This window comes from Agromyces sp. MMS24-JH15, assembly GCF_043518605.1.
In the GTDB taxonomy this organism is placed as follows: domain Bacteria; phylum Actinomycetota; class Actinomycetes; order Actinomycetales; family Microbacteriaceae; genus Agromyces.
On the sequence record NZ_CP171358.1, the window covers coordinates 1331347 to 1346928 of the forward strand.

At 71.8% G+C, this 15582-nt stretch carries 15 protein-coding genes and 1 pseudogene; 9 read left to right on the top strand and 7 right to left on the bottom strand.

The window, feature by feature from the left end; genetic code table 11:
• Nucleotides 1–2 precede the first annotated feature (2 nt).
• The gene (locus ACDF64_RS06070) at nucleotides 3–434 is read right to left on the bottom strand and encodes a MarR family winged helix-turn-helix transcriptional regulator (protein WP_394554106.1); all 432 of its coding nucleotides are present in this window, start codon (nucleotides 432–434) and stop codon (nucleotides 3–5) included.
• A gap of 155 nt (nucleotides 435–589) precedes the next feature.
• Between ACDF64_RS06070 and ACDF64_RS06075 the strand changes: the two genes are divergently transcribed.
• From ACDF64_RS06075 to ACDF64_RS06090, 4 genes are all read left to right on the top strand, one after another.
• Entirely contained in the window at nucleotides 590–2383 is a 1794-nt protein-coding gene (locus ACDF64_RS06075) for a circularly permuted type 2 ATP-grasp protein (RefSeq protein ID WP_394554108.1), read from the top strand.
• Complete coding sequence (locus ACDF64_RS06080; protein WP_394554110.1) at nucleotides 2377–3306, top strand: alpha-E domain-containing protein; 930 nt, start codon at nucleotides 2377–2379, stop codon at nucleotides 3304–3306. Before ACDF64_RS06075 ends, ACDF64_RS06080 begins: the two co-directional genes overlap by 7 nt.
• Entirely contained in the window at nucleotides 3303–4151 is an 849-nt protein-coding gene (locus ACDF64_RS06085) for a transglutaminase N-terminal domain-containing protein (protein WP_394554112.1), read from the top strand. The genes ACDF64_RS06080 and ACDF64_RS06085 overlap by 4 nt, the downstream gene beginning before the upstream one ends.
• 84 nt (nucleotides 4152–4235) lie before the next feature.
• The gene (locus ACDF64_RS06090; RefSeq protein WP_394554114.1) at nucleotides 4236–5090 is read left to right on the top strand and encodes an alpha/beta hydrolase; all 855 of its coding nucleotides are present in this window, start codon (nucleotides 4236–4238) and stop codon (nucleotides 5088–5090) included.
• Between the two features lie 10 nt (nucleotides 5091–5100).
• On the opposite strand, the gene ACDF64_RS06095 is transcribed toward ACDF64_RS06090, so the two are convergent.
• On the bottom strand, nucleotides 5101–5751 hold the full coding sequence (locus ACDF64_RS06095) for a histidine phosphatase family protein (protein ID WP_394554116.1): 651 nt from the start codon (nucleotides 5749–5751) through the stop codon (nucleotides 5101–5103).
• A gap of 116 nt (nucleotides 5752–5867) precedes the next feature.
• Between ACDF64_RS06095 and ACDF64_RS06100 the strand changes: the two genes are divergently transcribed.
• Both ACDF64_RS06100 and ACDF64_RS06105 read left to right on the top strand, forming a co-directional pair.
• Nucleotides 5868–6920 carry a biotin/lipoate A/B protein ligase family protein gene (locus tag ACDF64_RS06100; protein ID WP_394554118.1) on the top strand — a complete coding sequence of 351 codons (1053 nt, stop codon included), beginning with the start codon at nucleotides 5868–5870 and terminating at the stop codon, nucleotides 6918–6920.
• A 94-nt stretch (nucleotides 6921–7014) separates the two neighbouring features.
• A complete protein-coding gene (locus ACDF64_RS06105; protein WP_394554120.1) occupies nucleotides 7015–7329 on the top strand; it encodes a hypothetical protein in 315 nt (104 codons plus the stop codon).
• A 52-nt stretch (nucleotides 7330–7381) separates the two neighbouring features.
• Here the strand turns inward: ACDF64_RS06105 and ACDF64_RS06110 are convergent, their stop codons facing one another.
• Nucleotides 7382–7912 carry a flavodoxin/nitric oxide synthase gene (locus ACDF64_RS06110; protein WP_394554121.1) on the bottom strand — a complete coding sequence of 177 codons (531 nt, stop codon included), beginning with the start codon at nucleotides 7910–7912 and terminating at the stop codon, nucleotides 7382–7384.
• A 35-nt stretch (nucleotides 7913–7947) separates the two neighbouring features.
• Between ACDF64_RS06110 and ACDF64_RS06115 the strand changes: the two are divergent.
• From ACDF64_RS06115 to ACDF64_RS06125, 3 genes and pseudogenes are all read left to right on the top strand, one after another.
• Nucleotides 7948–8887 (top strand): annotated as a pseudogene (locus tag ACDF64_RS06115) (DNA-methyltransferase); the annotation flags it as partial.
• Nucleotides 8888–9117: 230 nt separating this feature from the next.
• Nucleotides 9118–10038, top strand: a complete 921-nt coding sequence (locus ACDF64_RS06120; RefSeq protein WP_394554122.1) for an LLM class F420-dependent oxidoreductase — start codon at nucleotides 9118–9120, stop codon at nucleotides 10036–10038.
• A gap of 151 nt (nucleotides 10039–10189) precedes the next feature.
• Nucleotides 10190–10966: a hypothetical protein gene (locus tag ACDF64_RS06125; RefSeq protein WP_394554123.1), complete on the top strand. Its 777-nt coding sequence runs from the start codon at nucleotides 10190–10192 to the stop codon at nucleotides 10964–10966.
• A 46-nt stretch (nucleotides 10967–11012) separates the two neighbouring features.
• Here the strand turns inward: ACDF64_RS06125 and ACDF64_RS06130 are convergent, their stop codons facing one another.
• The 4 genes from ACDF64_RS06130 to ACDF64_RS06145 all read right to left on the bottom strand — a co-directional run bounded on the left by ACDF64_RS06130 (nucleotide 11013) and on the right by ACDF64_RS06145 (nucleotide 15568).
• Nucleotides 11013–11990 carry a LacI family DNA-binding transcriptional regulator gene (locus ACDF64_RS06130; protein ID WP_394555058.1) on the bottom strand — a complete coding sequence of 326 codons (978 nt, stop codon included), beginning with the start codon at nucleotides 11988–11990 and terminating at the stop codon, nucleotides 11013–11015.
• 139 nt (nucleotides 11991–12129) lie between these two features.
• Entirely contained in the window at nucleotides 12130–13557 is a 1428-nt protein-coding gene (locus ACDF64_RS06135) for a glycoside hydrolase family 1 protein (protein ID WP_394554125.1), read from the bottom strand.
• Nucleotides 13557–14528, bottom strand: a complete 972-nt coding sequence (locus ACDF64_RS06140) for a carbohydrate ABC transporter permease (RefSeq protein WP_394554126.1) — start codon at nucleotides 14526–14528, stop codon at nucleotides 13557–13559. The genes ACDF64_RS06135 and ACDF64_RS06140 overlap by 1 nt, the downstream gene beginning before the upstream one ends.
• On the bottom strand, nucleotides 14525–15568 hold the full coding sequence (locus ACDF64_RS06145; RefSeq protein WP_394554128.1) for a carbohydrate ABC transporter permease: 1044 nt from the start codon (nucleotides 15566–15568) through the stop codon (nucleotides 14525–14527). The genes ACDF64_RS06140 and ACDF64_RS06145 overlap by 4 nt, the downstream gene beginning before the upstream one ends.
• Between the last annotated feature and the right edge of the window lie 14 nt (nucleotides 15569–15582).

Consider the following 15582-nt stretch of genomic DNA (forward strand, 5'->3'; position numbering starts at 1 on the left):
GCTCACGCGTCGGCCAGCTTCCCGAGGATCTCGGTGGCGCGCGCGAGGACCGCCTGCTCCTCGTCGGTGAGCGTGGCGTACCGGCCGGCGAGCCACGCGTCGCGGCGGCGCTGGGTGTCCGCGACGACGGCGATGCCGCGGTCGGTCGGGCGGACGAGCACCTTGCGCCCGTCGGCCGGGTCGTCCTCGCGCGTGACGAGTCCCTCCTCGACGAGGCAGTTGACGGTGCGGTTCATCGACGGCGGCGTGACGCGCTCGAGCTCGGCGAGCCGGCCGGGGCTGATCGGCGCGCTCGTCACGACCCAGCGGAGCACCGCGTACCGGCTCGCGCTCAGGTCGGTCGCCGCGGTCTCGAGCCGCAGCAGGCGCGACAGTCGCATGATCGCGAGGCGGAGCTCGGTGCTCTCGGATGTCCCGTGCCGTGCCTCGTCCATATCGTCAGCCTAGCTAATTAGCCATGCTAATGAAAATCGTTCGGGGGGCGGCGCCGTCGGCACGACGTCGCGGCGACGTCGCCGAGGTTCGTCACGTGGCGAAACGGACCAGTCGTGGAAACGCCCCGGAAACACCCCGCTGGAACTCTTCGTGCATGGGAACGCTCTTCGACGGCTACGCGGACACGGCGGTCTCCAAGCGCCGACCGGTCGATCCGTGGGACGAGATGTTCCCGGTCGGCGGTGCCCCCGACGTGCGCGAACCGTACCGCGAGCTCTACCCGGCGCTCGCCCGGATGACGCAGGACGAACTCCGGGGCCGCTCCGAGGCCCTCGCGAGCTCGTACCTCGCCCAGGGCGTCACGTTCGACTTCGCGGGGGAGGAGCGGCCGTTCCCGCTCGACGCGGTCCCGCGCGTCATCTCGGCCGACGAGTGGTCGTTCGTCGAGGCCGGCGTCGCCCAGCGCGTGCGCGCGCTCGAGGCGTTCCTCTCCGACGTGTACGGCCCGCAGCACGCGGTCCGCGACCGGGTCGTCCCCGCGGCGCTCGTGAGCTCGTCGACCCACTTCCACCGCCAGGCGGCGGGGATCGTGAGCGCCAACGGCGTGCGGATCCAGGTCGCCGGCATCGACGTGATCCGCGACGAGCGGGGCGACTGGCGCGTGCTCGAGGACAACGTGCGCGTCCCGAGCGGCGTGAGCTACGTCATCTCGAACCGGCGCGTCATGGCCGAGACGCTGCCCGAGCTGTTCACCTCGATGCGCGTGCGGCCCGTCGGCGACTACCCGAACCGCCTGCTCGGCGCGCTCCGCGCGAGCGCGCCCGAGGGCGTCGACGATCCGACGGTCGTCGTCCTCACGCCCGGCGTCTACAACTCGGCGTACTTCGAGCACACGCTCCTGGCCCGCCTGATGGGCGTCGAACTCGTCGAGGGCCGCGACCTGTTCTGCTCGGGCGGCCGCGTGTGGATGCGCACGACGGCCGGCCCCACGCGCGTCGACGTGATCTACCGCCGCGTCGACGACGAGTTCCTCGACCCGCAGCAGTTCCGTCCCGACTCGGTGCTCGGTGCGCCGGGCCTCATGCTCGCGGCCCGGCTCGGGCACGTCACGATCGCGAACGCGATCGGCAACGGCGTCGCCGACGACAAGCTCGTCTACACCTACGTGCCCGACCTGATCCGCTACTTCCTCGCCGAGGAGCCGATCCTGCCCAACGTCGACACGTGGCGGCTCGAGGAGCCGGAGGCGCTCGCCGAGGTGCTCGACCGGCTCGACGAGCTCGTCGTGAAGCCCGTCGACGGCTCGGGCGGCAAGGGCCTGGTGGTCGGGCCGGATGCCTCGCGGCACGAGCTCGACGATCTCCGGAAGCGCCTCGTGGCCGATCCGCGCGGCTGGATCGCGCAGCCCGTGATCCAGCTCTCGACGCTCCCGACGCTGGTGGAGGACGGCATGCGCCCGAGGCATGCCGACCTCCGCCCGTTCGCCGTGAACGACGGCGAACGCGTGTGGGTGCTGCCCGGCGGCCTCACGCGCGTGGCGCTGCCGGAGGGACAGCTCGTCGTCAACTCGAGCCAGGGCGGCGGCTCGAAGGACACGTGGGTGCTCGACGGCGCCCCCGGCGTCGCGACGGGCCCGGTTCCGGTGGCCCTCGCGGCGCGGGTCGTCGCCGCGCCGAGCGCGGAGGCGCGGGCCGACCCCGCGCCGCCGTCGCGTCCGCACGTGCCGCACGCCCTCGAGTCGTCCCCGCAGGATGAGGAGGCGCCCGTCCGCCAGCAGCAACAGCAACAGCAGCAGGCTCCCGGTGGTCGAGGAGCGCCGACGCGCAGCGGCGACGCGTCTCGAGACCCGGCGATCCAGCGCCGGTCGCCGGGTCTCGAGACGGCTGCTCCGTCGTCGCGGCCTCCTCGACCACCGGACACTGCGCCGAAGGGGGCGTCCGCATGCTGAGCCGGATCGCCGAGTCGCTCTTCTGGATCGGGCGGTACATCGAGCGCAGCGACGGCACCGCGCGCATCCTCGACGTGCACCTCCAGCTCCTGCTCGAGGATCCCTGGATCGACGAGGACACCGCGTGCCGATCGCTGCTCGCCGTCATGGGCAGCGTGCCCGACGACGAGGGACCGCTGCGCCCGGGCGACCTCATCGCCCGGCTCGGGGTCGACCGCGCGGACCCGGCGTCCATCGCCCACTCCGTCGCGGCCGCCCGCGAGAACGCGCGCCGCGCCCGTGAGATCGTCTCCGCCGAGCTCTGGGAGGCGCTCAACGAGACGAACAGCCGGATGCCCAACCGGGTCGCCGGCGACAAGTCGCACGAGTTCTTCCGGTGGGTCCGGAACCGTGCGGCGCTCGCGCTCGGCATCGTGGAGTCGGCCTCGAGTCGGGACGAGGCGTGGCACTTCTTCACCCTCGGACGCGCGATCGAACGCGCCGACATGACGGCCCGGCTGCTGTCGACACGCGAGCTGACCGAGGCATCCGGACCCAGCTGGACTACGATCCTGCGCAGCTGCGGCGGCTACGAGTCGTACCTCAGGAGCTATCGCGGCCTGCCGTCGACCGAATCCGCCGCGGAGTTCCTGCTGCTCGACCGGCTCTTCCCGCGATCGATCATCGCGAGCGTGATCCGCGCCGAGGAATCCCTCCGCGAGATCGACCCGCGCGCGGGCCGGGTCGGCGTCACCGACCAGGCCCAGCGCCTCCTCGGCCAGATCCGATCGGAGCTCGAGTACCGGCCGATCGGCGACATCATCGACGGGCTCGGCGAGTACATGGAGCACGTGCAGGTCGTCGTGTCGGCGTCGAGCGACGCGATCCGGCGGCGGTACTTCCCCGCCAGCGCCGTGCCGATCTGGATCGGGGAGGTCTCGTGAGCAGGCTGCGCGTCGTCCACCGCACGGGCTTCAGCTACGCCGAGCCGGCGACGACCTCCTACAACGAGGCGAGGATGCTCCCGCACTCGGGCGGCGAGCAGTTCGTGCTCCAGGCGGGGCTCGACATCCGGCCGGGTGCGACGCAGCACTCGTACCTGGACTACTGGGGCACCCGGGTCTCCACGTTCGAGGTGCTCACGCCGCACCGCGAGCTGTCGGTCACGGCGACGAGCCTCGTCGAGGTGCGACCGGCGCCGCGTCGCGGCAGTGCCGCGCTCGACTGGGCGGGACTCGAGGAGGCCCGACGCTCGACGGTCGCGCTCGTCGAGTTCTCGACGATCACGTCCGCGACCGAGCCGCCCGCCGAGCTCGAGGCGCTCGCGGCCGGCATCGTCGCCGAGGGGGCATCCGTCGACGAGACCGCGTTCGAGGTCTGCCGGACCGTCGGGGAGTCCGTCGAGTACGTGCGCGGTGCGACCGGCGTCGGCTCGACCGCGCGCGAGGCGTGGGCCGAGCGCAAGGGCGTCTGCCAGGACATCGCGCACCTCGCGGTCGGCGCGCTGCGGTCGGTCGGGATCCCGGCGCGGTACGTGTCGGGCTACCTGCACCCGAACCCGTCGGTCGGCGTCGGCGTCACGGTCGTCGGCGAATCGCACGCGTGGGTCGAGTGGTACGACGGCGAGTGGCGCGGCTACGACCCGACGAACCAGCAGGACGTCGGCGAGTCGCACGTGCTCGTGGGCCGCGGCCGCGACTACGCGGATGTCTCGCCGCTGCGCGGCGTGTACGCCGGGCCCGGGGCATCCGAGCTGTTCGTGAGCGTCGAGGTGACGCGAGAGAGCTGACCGCCGGCCCGTTTTCTTCCCGGAGGAGCAGGGGGATCGGCGACGTGCGGGCAGGTCCGGGCCGGGGCGGTGCATGCTTGGCGTATGACGACCTTCACCGACCCGCACGGCGTGCACATCCACTATCGGGCGTGGCGGGTCGACGAGCCGACCGCGGTGATCCAGCTCGTGCACGGGATGGGCGAGCACGTCGGACGGTACGGCCAGCTCGTCGCCGCGTTGAACGAAGCCGGCTACTCCGTCTGGGCCGACGACCACCGCGGGCACGGGCAGACCGGGTTCGAGCAGCACGGCGGCGACCTCACCCGCATCGGCCGGCTCGGGCCCGGCGGAATGCGGGCGACGATCGCGGCGATCGAGCAGTTCACCGACGTCATCCGGGAGGCGGAGGGCGACGACGTGCCGCTGGTGCTGCTCGGCCAGTCGTGGGGGTCGCTGATGTCGCAGATGATCCTGAACCGGAGCGCCGCCCGCTACGACGGCGCCGTGCTCACCGGCACGGCGTACCGCACGCTCCGCTGGATGGACGCGGGCGACCTGAACCGCCGCCACAAGCACCTCGGGCCGACGCCTGTGGAGTGGCTGAGCCGCGACCCGGCGGTGCCGGCGGCGTTCATGGCCGACCCGTACACGACCGAGTTGCCCGCGTGGAAGCTGTTCGGCTTCTTCGAGGGCACGCGCCTGTACGGGCGCCCGGCGCCGGCGCCGGCGATCCCGGCCGAACTGCCCCTGTTGATCATGGTCGGCGACGACGACACGCTCGGCGGCGAGGAGAGCGCCCGGCGGCTCGCCGAGGCGTACGTGCGCCGGTCGGGCCTCGTCGATGTCGAGGTCGTCGTCTACGAGGGCGCGCGGCACGAGGTGTTCAACGAGCTGAACCGCGCCGAGGTGCGAGCCGACCTGCTCCGCTGGCTCGACGACCGCTATGCGGTCGACTGAGCCTGCGCCGTCAGTTGCCCGCGCGGTCGGGCGGGACGTCGAATCCGAGCAGCCGCATGCGCGGGTGGTTCGGATGCGCCGCGATCGACTCGACCGCCCACGGGTACACGATCGTCGTGATGTGGCAGTTGCCGAGGACCGGCAGCAGGTCGCGATACCCGTCGGGATCCATCCCCGCGAGCTCGCACCAGAGCAGCCGGAACAGCGTCGCGTGCGCGACGATGAGCACTCGGCCGTCCGGGAACTCGGCGACGAGCTCGTCGAACACGGGCAGCGCGCGTGCGATCCCGGCGCGACCCGACTCGCCCTGGGGGAACGGGTTCGTCGCGGGAGCCCGGGCGAACGCGGCCCACTCGTCGGGGTAGCGCTCGATGATCTCCTCGGGCGACAGTCCCTCGGCGACGCCGAAGTCGATCTCGACGAGCCGCTCGTCGGTGCGGAGCGGGAGCCCGGTCGTCTCGACGGACGGGGCCGCCGACCGCATCGCCCGGCTGAGCGTCGAGGTCACGATCGCGTCGAGGCCCGCATCGGCCGCCCACGCGCCGAGCGAGGCGGCCTGCCCGAGCCCGTGCCGCGTGAGCGCCACGTCGGAATTGCCGGCGTAGCGGTGATCGGCGTGCCAGACCGTCTCACCGTGGCGGGCCACGTAGAACGTCGTCACGAGCCCAGCGTATGCCCGGGGCATCCCGCCTGCCCAGATGTACGCGGACCGGGCGGCCACGAGGCCGCGTGGAGGAAGCGGCCGCCGAGCGGGCGCGCGAACGTAGGCTGTCCCTCATGCACGGTGAGTACAAGGTCCCCGGCGGCAAGCTCGTGGTGGTCGACTTCGATGTCGACGACGACGGGGTCATCCGAGATCCGCGCGTGGCCGGCGACTTCTTCCTCGAACCGGACGAGGCGCTGGACGACGTGAACCGCGCGCTCGACGGCCTGCCCGCGGCATCCGACGCCAAGCAGATCGCGGCCGCGATCACCCGTGAACTCCGCCCCGGCACCGTGATGCTCGGGTTCTCGGCGGAGGCCGTCGCGGTCGCGGTGCGGCGCGCCCTCACCGACGCCCGGAGCTGGGCCGACTACGAGTGGGAGATCGTGCACGACGCCGCGGTCCCCCCGCGCCTGCATCTCGCGCTCGACGAGGTGCTCGCGACCCGGGTCGGCGAGGGGCGGCGCAAGCCGACGCTCCGCTTCTGGGAGTGGGAGGAGTCGGCGGTCGTCATCGGCTCGTTCCAGTCGGTGCGCAACGAGGTCGACCCCGAGGGCGCCGAGCGGTACGGGTTCGACGTCGTCCGCCGCATCTCGGGCGGCGGCGCGATGATGATGGAGAAGGGCAACGTCGTCACGTACTCGCTGTACGTCCCGGCCGAGCTCGTGTCGGGCATGAGCTTCGCCGACTCGTACGCGTTCCTCGACGACTGGGTGCTGCAGGGCCTGCGCTCGATCGGCGTCGAGGCGACCTACCAGCCGCTCAACGACATCGCGAGCCCGCTCGGCAAGATCGGCGGCGCCGCCCAGAAGCGGCTCGGCTCGGGCGGCGTGCTCCACCATGTGACGATGTCGTACGACCTCGACAACGCGAAGATGCTCGAGGTGCTGCGCATCGGCCGCGAGAAGATCAGCGACAAGGGCATCGCGTCGGCGGCCAAGCGCGTCGACCCGCTGCGGTCGCAGACCGGGCTCAGCCGGGCGGCGATCATCGAGGCGTTGAAGCAGACCTTCACCTCGCTCCACGGCGCGAAGCCGGGCGCCGTGACCGCCGACGAGCTCGCCGAGGCCGAGGCCCTCGCCGCGTCGAAGTTCTCGTCGCCGGACTGGCTCTACCGCGTGCCCTGAGCCGCCGGATGCCTCGCGGTCGGCGGTCCCGTCGCCGGTCCGCACTCCCGGTGAACGCTGAGGAAGGGTCATCCTCGCCGGGTAGACTCGCCGGATGGACTGGTGGATCTGGGTGCTGATCGCCGCCGCCGTGCTGGGCCTCGGATGGTTCGCTCAGCGGCGCGGATGGATCGACCTGTCCGACAAGACCAAGCGCGGCGGACCCGCGGGCGTCATCATGGGCGTCGACGAGATCTTCGCGCCGACGCGGCACGAGGCCCAGCTCGAGCAGGAGCGGCAGAGCCGGCTCCCCGCGCCGGCTCCGCTCCCGGGCGACGGCGACAAGGGGATCGCATTCGCGGCGGCGAACGCCGACGACGACGACCCCGACCGCTTCCGCGGGAGCATCCGCCTCGACGTCGAGCGCTGAGCGCGGCTCGCCGTCCGGCCCGAGGCGCCGAGGCCCCGGCCGTCCGAGGCGCCTAGGCCTCCGTGCGCCCGCGGCGCTGGCCGCGGAGTTCCACCCCGAGCACCTTCCCCCAGGCCTCGGCGCGCGCGATCTCGCCGCCCTGGAGGGGGCCGTCGTAGCCCTCGACGAGGAACGCCTCGGGCTGCGCGAGCGGCTCGAACCCCTTCTTGATCAGGCGCTTCATCGCCTTCTTCGAGGCGCTGCCCGGCAGGTTCGGGTGCGCGGCCTTCGTGCAGAAGGTCGCGACGCGCACGGTGCGATGCGGGACCTCGACCGCGGCGATCCATTCGCGCACGCCGCGCTCGGGGACGTGCGTCGCACCCTGCTCGCGCGCGGTCTGGCGCGTGGCGCGACTCGGGAGCCCGAACGCGTGCGTGGGGCATCCGACCACCACGAGGTCGACGTCGTCGGGCACCGCCGAGGGTCCGCGCTCGGCGGTCGTGAGGGATGCCCCGCCGCCGAGGCCCGCGACGATCGCGCGCGCGACGGCCTCGGTGTTGCCCCAGACCGACTCGACCACGACCAGCACGGCCATCGCGACCACCCCCGCGGTCAGGATAGCCGCGAGGCGCTGGCAGGATGGGACGCGTGGCAGCCGAGGGACCGAACCGCGTCGTCCACGCCGACAACCTCGACGTGCTGCCCGCGCTGCCGGACGGCGCGTTCACGCTCGTCTACCTGGACCCGCCGTTCAACACCGGGCGGCCGCAGACCCGGCGCACGGTCCGTCACGTCCGCGTCGCGGACGTCGACGGGGGCGGTCGAGGATGCCCCGGCCGGGGCATCCTCCGAGGCGTCCGAAGTCTCCGAGGCCTCCGAAGTCTCCGAAGCGTTCGAGGCATCCGGCGCCCCGTCTCGCCTCATCACGGGGTTCGCCGGGAGGCGGTACGAGCGGATCCGCGGCGACCTGCTGCGCTACGACGACCGCTTCGACGACTACTGGGGGTTCCTCGAACCGCGCCTCGTCGAGGCGTGGCGGCTGCTCGCCGACGACGGCACGCTGTACCTCCACCTCGACTACCGCGAGGCCCACTACGCGAAGGTGCTGCTCGACGCGCTGTTCGGCCGCGAGTGCTTCCTGAACGAGCTGATCTGGGCGTACGACTACGGTGCGAAGGCGAAGCGGCGCTGGCCGACCAAGCACGACACGATCCTCGTCTACGTGAAGGACCCGGCGCGATACTGGTTCGACTCGACCGCGGTCGACCGCGAGCCCTACATGGCGCCCGGGCTCGTCACGCCCGAGAAGGCGGCGGCGGGCAAGCTCCCGACCGATGTCTGGTGGCACACGATCGTCTCGCCGACCGGGCGCGAGAAGACGGGGTACCCGACGCAGAAGCCCGTGGGCATCCTGCGCCGGATCATCCAGGCCTCGACCCGCGAGGGCGACTGGGTGCTCGACTTCTTCGCCGGGTCGGGCACGACCGGCGCGGTCGCGGCGGCGCTCGGACGCAGGTTCGTGCTCGTCGATTCGCACCCCGACGCGATCGCGGTCATGCGCGACCGCCTCGCCGGCGTGCCCGACGTCGTGTTCGAGGACGGCTCCGCCGAACCGCTTCCGTCGGTCGCCCCCACCCCCGCCGAGCAGCTTCCGGTGGTCGAGCACCGCCCCGCCGAGCAGCATCCGGTGGTCGCCCCCGCCCCCGCCCCCGCCGAGCAGCTTCCGGTGGTCGAGTAGCGCCGCCGGAGGCGACGCGTATCGAGACCCCCACCCCACCCCTGCACCCGCCCCGACCCGGAGGACCCCGCATGAAGTTCCGCATCTTCACCGAGCCCCAGCAGGGCGCGACCTACGCGCAGCAGCTCCGGATGGCCCAGGCCACCGAGCGCCTCGGCTTCGACGCGTGGTTCCGCAGCGACCACTTCCTGGCGATGGGCGTCGACGGGCACCCGGGCCCGACCGACTCGTGGGTCACCCTCGGCGCGCTCGCGCGCGAGACATCCACCATCCGCCTCGGCACGCTCGTGTCGAGCGCGACGTTCCGCCACCCGTCGCTGCTCGCGATCCAGGTCGCGCAGGTCGACGAGATGAGCGGCGGACGCGTCGAGTTCGGGCTCGGCACCGGATGGTTCGAGGCCGAGCACCTCGCGTACGGATTCCCCTTCCCGACGCAGCGCTTCGGGATCCTCGAGGAGCAGCTCGAGGTGATCACCGGCCTCTGGCGGGCACCCGAGGGCTCGACGTTCTCGCACGCGGGCGCGAACTACGCGCTGGTGGATGCCCCGGCCCTGCCGAAGCCCGTGCAGCAGCCGATCCCGCTCATCGTGGGCGGCGGCGGTCCGAAGCGCACGCCCGCGATCGCGGCACGGTTCGCGAGCGAGTACAACATCGCGTTCCGCACCGACGAGGAGATCGCGGCGGGGCTCGCGCGCGTGCGCGCCGCGGTCGAGGAGGCCGGGCGCGAGGCATCCTCGATGACCTACTCGGCCGCGCTCACCTCGACCGTCGGCGCGACCGAGGCGGAGTACCGCCGGCGCGCCGAGGCGATCGGCCGCGACCCCGAGGGCCTGCGGAAGGCCGGTGTCGCCGGGACGCCGCAGGAGCTCGTCGACCGCTTGAACGGACTCGCGGGGCTCGGAGTCGAGACGATGTACCTGCAGGTGCTCGACTTCGACGACCTCGACGTGCTCGAGCTGCTCGCGAGCGAGGTCGTCCCGCACGTCGCGTGAGCTCGTGCGCCCCGCCGTCGGAAGCGCTCCGCGGCGTCGGAACCCCGTTCCGGCCTGGTTCCGTCGCGAGAACGTGGTTCCGTCGGCGGGTCGCGCGCCATACTTGCCGAGCAGGGGCGGCGGGGTCGCAGTTCCACGAAGGGATCGGCACATGGACGACGAGTGGGAACTCCGCTGGGTGCGCACGCCCAAGGGAACGTATCGGTCCGCCTCGCGCGAGACACCGGGAGCCGACCGCGAACTGCTCCGTGAACAGGGCACCGGCAGGCTGCTGGGTCCTCCGGAGTCGCGCCCGGCCGACGGGCCGGCGCCGTCGGGGAATCCGAGCCGTTCGACGCCGCCGATGACGGCACCAGGGCTTTCGCCGACGCAGCAGGCGGTGGCCGACGCGATCAGCACGGTGATCGCAGAGGTGGTGTTCGAGCTCGTCGACGCCTACGTCATCCCCGCCGTCAAGACCAAGGTCATCCCGGCGGTGAAGGATCGGTTCATCCCGGCTGCCAAGCGCAGGGCGCAGGCGATCTCCGTGCACTTCCTCGGTCGGCGGCCCGCGAAGCCCGGCGCAGCCGAGGTGGAGATCCTCGTCGAGGAGTCGGTGGTGCAGGAGCCCGGAACCGGTGTGGCCGAGGTCGAGGAGCCCCGGTTCACCATGAGCAGCGACGAGTTCCGGCACCACCTGCGCAACGCGCTCGCCGCGGAGGAGTACGCCGCCCACCTCAAGCGCGCGTTGGCCGCGGTGGACATCGCCGACGCGCACGTGCCACCCGAGCTCCAACGCGTGATCGGGCTGGCGATCGAAGGACGCACCGACGAGCTCGAGGAGTCCGACGTCCAGCTGCTCCTGGACTTCGTGACGGCCCCGCGGACGGGCGGCGCACCGATCAGGCGGATCGAAGGCCCGGATGTCCCGCCGGGCGCCACGAGGTGATCGAGGAACTCGGCGGCACCCCTCCGGTGGGAGGGGGCGGTGCGACTCAGCCCGACTGGCGCGCGACGAGCTCGGTCGGCAGCACCGTGAGCGCCTCGACCTCGTGGCCCTCGATGAGCCGGACGAGCTTCCGGGCCATCTCGGCGCCCATCTCGGTCGAGGGCTGGCGCACCGTCGTGAGCGCGGGCACCGCCGTCGCCGCGTACCGGTCGTCGTCGTAGCCGACGACCGCGACATCCCCGGGCACCTGGCGGCCGGCCTCGGCGAGCGCGGAGATCGCGCCCATCGCCATCTGGTCGTTCGCGGCGAACAGGCCGTCGATCGAGGCATCCCGAGCCAGCAGTCGGCGCATCGCCTCGGCGCCCGACGCGGGCGTGAAGTCGCCGAACTCGATGAGGTCGGCGTGCATGCCCGCCGCCTCGAGGGCGGCCGTGAACCCGCGGAGCCGGTCGACGCCCGGCGGCATGTCCTGCGGGCCCGCGATCGTCGCGATCCGCGTGCAGCCCCGGGCGAGGAGGTGCTCGGCGGCGCGCACGGCGCCGTGCTCGTTGTCGACGTCGACCGAGTACCCCGAGGACTCGTCCGGGTCGAGCGGCCGCCCGCCGAAGACGAGCGGCAGGGTCCGGCTGAGCTGGGCGTACGAGTGGTCGCCCGTGTGGTGCGACACGATGAGCGCTCCGTCGACGTTGCCGCCGAGGAGGAATCGACGCGTCTTGTCGGGGTCGACCTCGGACTCGATGATCATGTTCAGCGTGTACTCGGTCTCGGCGAGCGCGAGCGCGACGCCCTGCACGATGGTCGCGAAGAACGGGTCGTCGAACACGCGCGCCGCGGACTCGGGCACGATGAGCGCGATCGCCTGGGTGCGCTTGCTCGCCAGGGAGCGGGCCGCCCGGTTCGGGACGTAGTTGAGTGCGGTGATCGCCTCCTGGACGGCCTCGACCACGTCGGGGCTGACCTTCGGCGAGCCGTTGACGACGCGCGAAACCGTCGCGCGGGACACGCCGGCCTTGGCGGCGACCATCTCGAGCGTCGGTGCTGAACCGCTGTTGGCGATGCCCACGGCGAACCCCCTCTCAGGGATCGATCCGTTCGATCCCTCAACGATAGTCGGCGGGGTCCGGCTCGGGAGCCGGACCCCGCCGACGGTCAGGCGAATGCCCTCAGGCGGCGGCCGCCGCTGTGGCCTTGTGATCGGCGATCAGCGCCTGGAACGCGCGCGCGCTGTCCTTCGGCGTGCGTTCGAAGGTGTCGTAGTCGACGCGCACGATGCCGAACCGCTTCTCGTAGCCCCAGGCCCACTCGAAGTTGTCGAGCAGCGACCAGACGAAGTAGCCGCGGACGTCCGCGCCGGCCTCGATCGCGGTGCCGACGGCCGCGATGTGGTCGAGGATGTACCGCGTGCGCTCGTCGTCGTGCACCCGGCCGTCCTCCGACACGATGTCGTCGTAGGCGGCGCCGTTCTCGGTGATGTACAGCGGGGGGAGGTTGTCGTACTCGCGGCCGAGGCGGACGAGCAGTTCGGTGAGCCCCTCCGGGTTCACCTCCCAGTCCATGGCCGTGCGCGGCAGGCCGCGCGACGGCATCGCGACGTACTCGGAGCCGGGGAACGGCGAGCGGCCGGGCTTGTCGGTCGGGCGCAGCGAGGGCACGGCGTCGGCGGGCAGCGGATGCCCCGACACGTTGTCGTCGTGGTAGTGGTTCACGCCGAGGAAGTCGATCCGCTGCGAGATCGTCTCGAGGTCGCCGGGCAGGATCTTCTCGGCGAGGCCGAACTCCTTGACGTCCTCGAGCACGTCCGACGGGTAGGCGCCGAGGAGCATCGGCTCCAGGTACATCCGGTTCCACAGTCCGTCGATGCGGCGCGCGGCCTCGAGGTCGACGGGGTCGGTCGGGTCGTTCGGCACCGCGTTGGTGAGGTTCAGCGTGATGCCGAGCTGGATCTCCCGCCCCGAGGCATCCGCGAGCTCGCGCAGGCGCTTCACCGCCAGGCCGTGGCCGAGGTGCTGGTGGTGCACGGCCGCGAGGCCCGCGACCGGGTCGGTGAGGCCGGGCGCGTGCTCGCCGCCGACGTAGGAGATGAGCGACGAGCACAGCGGCTCGTTGAACGTGGTCCAGTGCGCGACGCGATCGCCGAGCGCGCCGTAGACGGCCTCGGCGTACTCGGCGAACCGGTACGAGGTGTCGCGGTTCGCCCAGCCGCCCTGCTCCTGGAGCGCCTGCGGCAGGTCCCAGTGGTAGAGCGTGAGCCACGGCAGGATGCCCTGCTCGAGCAGTTCGTCGACGAGTCGCGAGTAGAAGTCGAGGCCCTCGGGGTTGACCGTGCGGCCGCCCGGGACGACGCGCGCCCAGCTCGTCGAGAACCGGTACGAGTCCAGGCCGAGCTCCTTCATGAGCGCGACGTCCTCGCGGTAGCGGTGGTAGTGGTCCACCGCGCGGTCCGGGGTGTCGCCTCCGGCGACCGCGTTGGGCACGCGGGCGTAGGCGTCCCAGATCGAGTCCTCCTTGCCGCCCTCGTGCGCGGCGCCCTCGATCTGGGCGGCGGCGGTCGCCGAGCCCCAGATGAAGCCCTCGGGGAAAGTCGAAGCCATCAGCCCTTCACTGCTCCTGCCATGATTCCGGAGATCAACTGCTTGCCGGCCACCACGAAGAGGATGAGCAGCGGGATGGTCGCCATCACCGCGCCGGTCAGCACGATCGAATAGTCGATGTAGTAGCCCGACTGCAGCTGGCTGAGCGCCGTCTGCAGGGTCGGGTTCGTCGGGCTCAGCACGATGAGCGGCCACAGGTAGTCGGTCCAGGCCGTCATGAACGTGAACAGGCCGAGGATCGCCATCGCGGGGCGCGCGGCCGGGATGCCGACCGTGAGGAACGTGCGGAACTGGTTCGCGCCGTCCATGCGCGCGGCCTCGATGAGCTCGTCCGGGATGACGTCGACGAGGTACTGGCGCATGAAGAACACGCCGAACGCCGTGACGAGCGTGGGGACGATGACCGCGCCGATCGTGCCGGTCCAGCCGAGCTGCCGCATGATCATGAAGAGCGGGATGATGCCGAGCTGCGTCGGGATCGCCATCGTCGCGACGACGAAGACCATGAGGCCGCCGCTGCCGCGGAAGCGGAGCTTCGCGAAGGCGTACCCGGCGATCGTCGAGAACGTCACGACCGAGAGCGTGATGATCGACGAGATCATGACGGAGTTGCCGAGCGCGAGCCAGAACGGGATCGCGTCGAAGACCTTCTGCGCGTTGGCGAAGAAGTTGCCGCCGGGGATGAGCGGGAGGGTCTCGCCGCGCGTCGCGTTGGTCCCGCTGCCGACGACGTACGACCACCAGAGCGGGTAGGCGCTGCCGATGAGGAACGCGGCCAGGAGGCCGTAGGTGAGGAAGCCGGGACGGCTGCCGATGCCGGCGATGGCGCTGGGCTTGCCGCCGCGTCGGCGGCCACCGGGGCGGCCGCTGTCGCGCCGGCCGATGCCGATGACGTCGGGGTGGGCTGCGGTCTCGGGCTCGACGACGTCGACGCGGACCGCGGGGATCGGGCCTGGGGTGGCGGTGCTCATCGGTTCTCTCCTCGGGCGAGGGCGCGGCGGGTGCGTCGGTTCGAGCGCGTGGCGTCTCCGGTGGCGATGCGCCGGGAGACGAGGAAGTTGATCAGGCCGAATCCGACGATCAGCAGGAAGAGGAGCCAGGCGACGGCCGCGGCCTCGCCGAAGTCGCGCCGGAAGAACGCGAGCTCCCACATGAAGAGCACGGTCGTCTGGAACTGGCGGTCGGCGCCGCCGATGCCGCCGGCGGTGGAGACGTCGAAGAGGCGCGGCTCGGCGAAGATCTGGAGGCCGCCGATGGTGGCCGTGATGATCACGAAGATGAGCGTCGGGCGGATCGACGGGATCGTGATCGAGAAGAAGCGGCGGACGCTGCCGGCGCCGTCGATCGCGGCCGACTCGTAGAGGTCGCGCGGGACGGCCTGCATCGCGGCCAGGAGGATCAGGGCGTTGTAGCCGGTCCACCGGAAGTTCACCATCGTCGCGATCGCGAAGTGGCTGAGGAAGGTGTCGTGCTTCCACGCCTGGTCGGGGATCCCGAAGACGTTGAGGAGGTTGTTCGCCAGGCCATCGGCCTCGTTGAAGATGCTCGAGAAGATGAGCGCGACGGCGACGGGCGTGACGACGAACGGGAGCAGGACGCCCATCCGCCAGAAGGTCGGGGCGCGGAGGCCCTGGTCCAGCAGGTACGCCACGACGATCGCGACGATGAGCTGGGGGATCGCGGACAGCAGGAAGATGCTGACCGTGTTGAAGATGGAGTTCCAGAAGAACTTGTCGCCGAGGATGTCGACGAAGTTCGCCAGGCCGACGAACTCGCCCTGGCCCTTCAGCAGGTCCCACTCGTGCATCGACACGACGAGGGTGTAGCCGAGCGGGAAGAGCCCGACGAGGGCGAAGAGGATGAAGAAGGGGGAGACGTAGAAGTACGGCGACGCCTTCAGGTCGAACCGCGAGAGCCGCTGCCGGAAGGTCGGCTTCGACCCGGCGTCGCGGCCGGGCCGGGCGGCGGGGGCGGTGGCGCCGGTGACTGGCGGCGGCACGGTGGCGGTCATGGTGCGGTCCTGTT

Coding starts and splice junctions, on each gene's coding strand:
- ACDF64_RS06140 (WP_394554126.1), bottom strand. CDS start 14,528: ATGAGCACCGCCACCCCAGGCCCGATCCCCGCGGTCCGCGTCGACGTC.
- ACDF64_RS06070 (WP_394554106.1), bottom strand. CDS start 434: ATGGACGAGGCACGGCACGGGACATCCGAGAGCACCGAGCTCCGCCTC.
- ACDF64_RS06075 (WP_394554108.1), top strand. CDS start 590: ATGGGAACGCTCTTCGACGGCTACGCGGACACGGCGGTCTCCAAGCGC.
- ACDF64_RS06145 (WP_394554128.1), bottom strand. CDS start 15,568: ATGACCGCCACCGTGCCGCCGCCAGTCACCGGCGCCACCGCCCCCGCC.
- ACDF64_RS06080 (WP_394554110.1), top strand. CDS start 2,377: ATGCTGAGCCGGATCGCCGAGTCGCTCTTCTGGATCGGGCGGTACATC.
- ACDF64_RS06135 (WP_394554125.1), bottom strand. CDS start 13,557: ATGGCTTCGACTTTCCCCGAGGGCTTCATCTGGGGCTCGGCGACCGCC.
- ACDF64_RS06105 (WP_394554120.1), top strand. CDS start 7,015: ATGGACTGGTGGATCTGGGTGCTGATCGCCGCCGCCGTGCTGGGCCTC.
- ACDF64_RS06100 (WP_394554118.1), top strand. CDS start 5,868: ATGCACGGTGAGTACAAGGTCCCCGGCGGCAAGCTCGTGGTGGTCGAC.
- ACDF64_RS06120 (WP_394554122.1), top strand. CDS start 9,118: ATGAAGTTCCGCATCTTCACCGAGCCCCAGCAGGGCGCGACCTACGCG.
- ACDF64_RS06125 (WP_394554123.1), top strand. CDS start 10,190: ATGGACGACGAGTGGGAACTCCGCTGGGTGCGCACGCCCAAGGGAACG.
- ACDF64_RS06130 (WP_394555058.1), bottom strand. CDS start 11,990: ATGGTCGCCGCCAAGGCCGGCGTGTCCCGCGCGACGGTTTCGCGCGTC.
- ACDF64_RS06090 (WP_394554114.1), top strand. CDS start 4,236: ATGACGACCTTCACCGACCCGCACGGCGTGCACATCCACTATCGGGCG.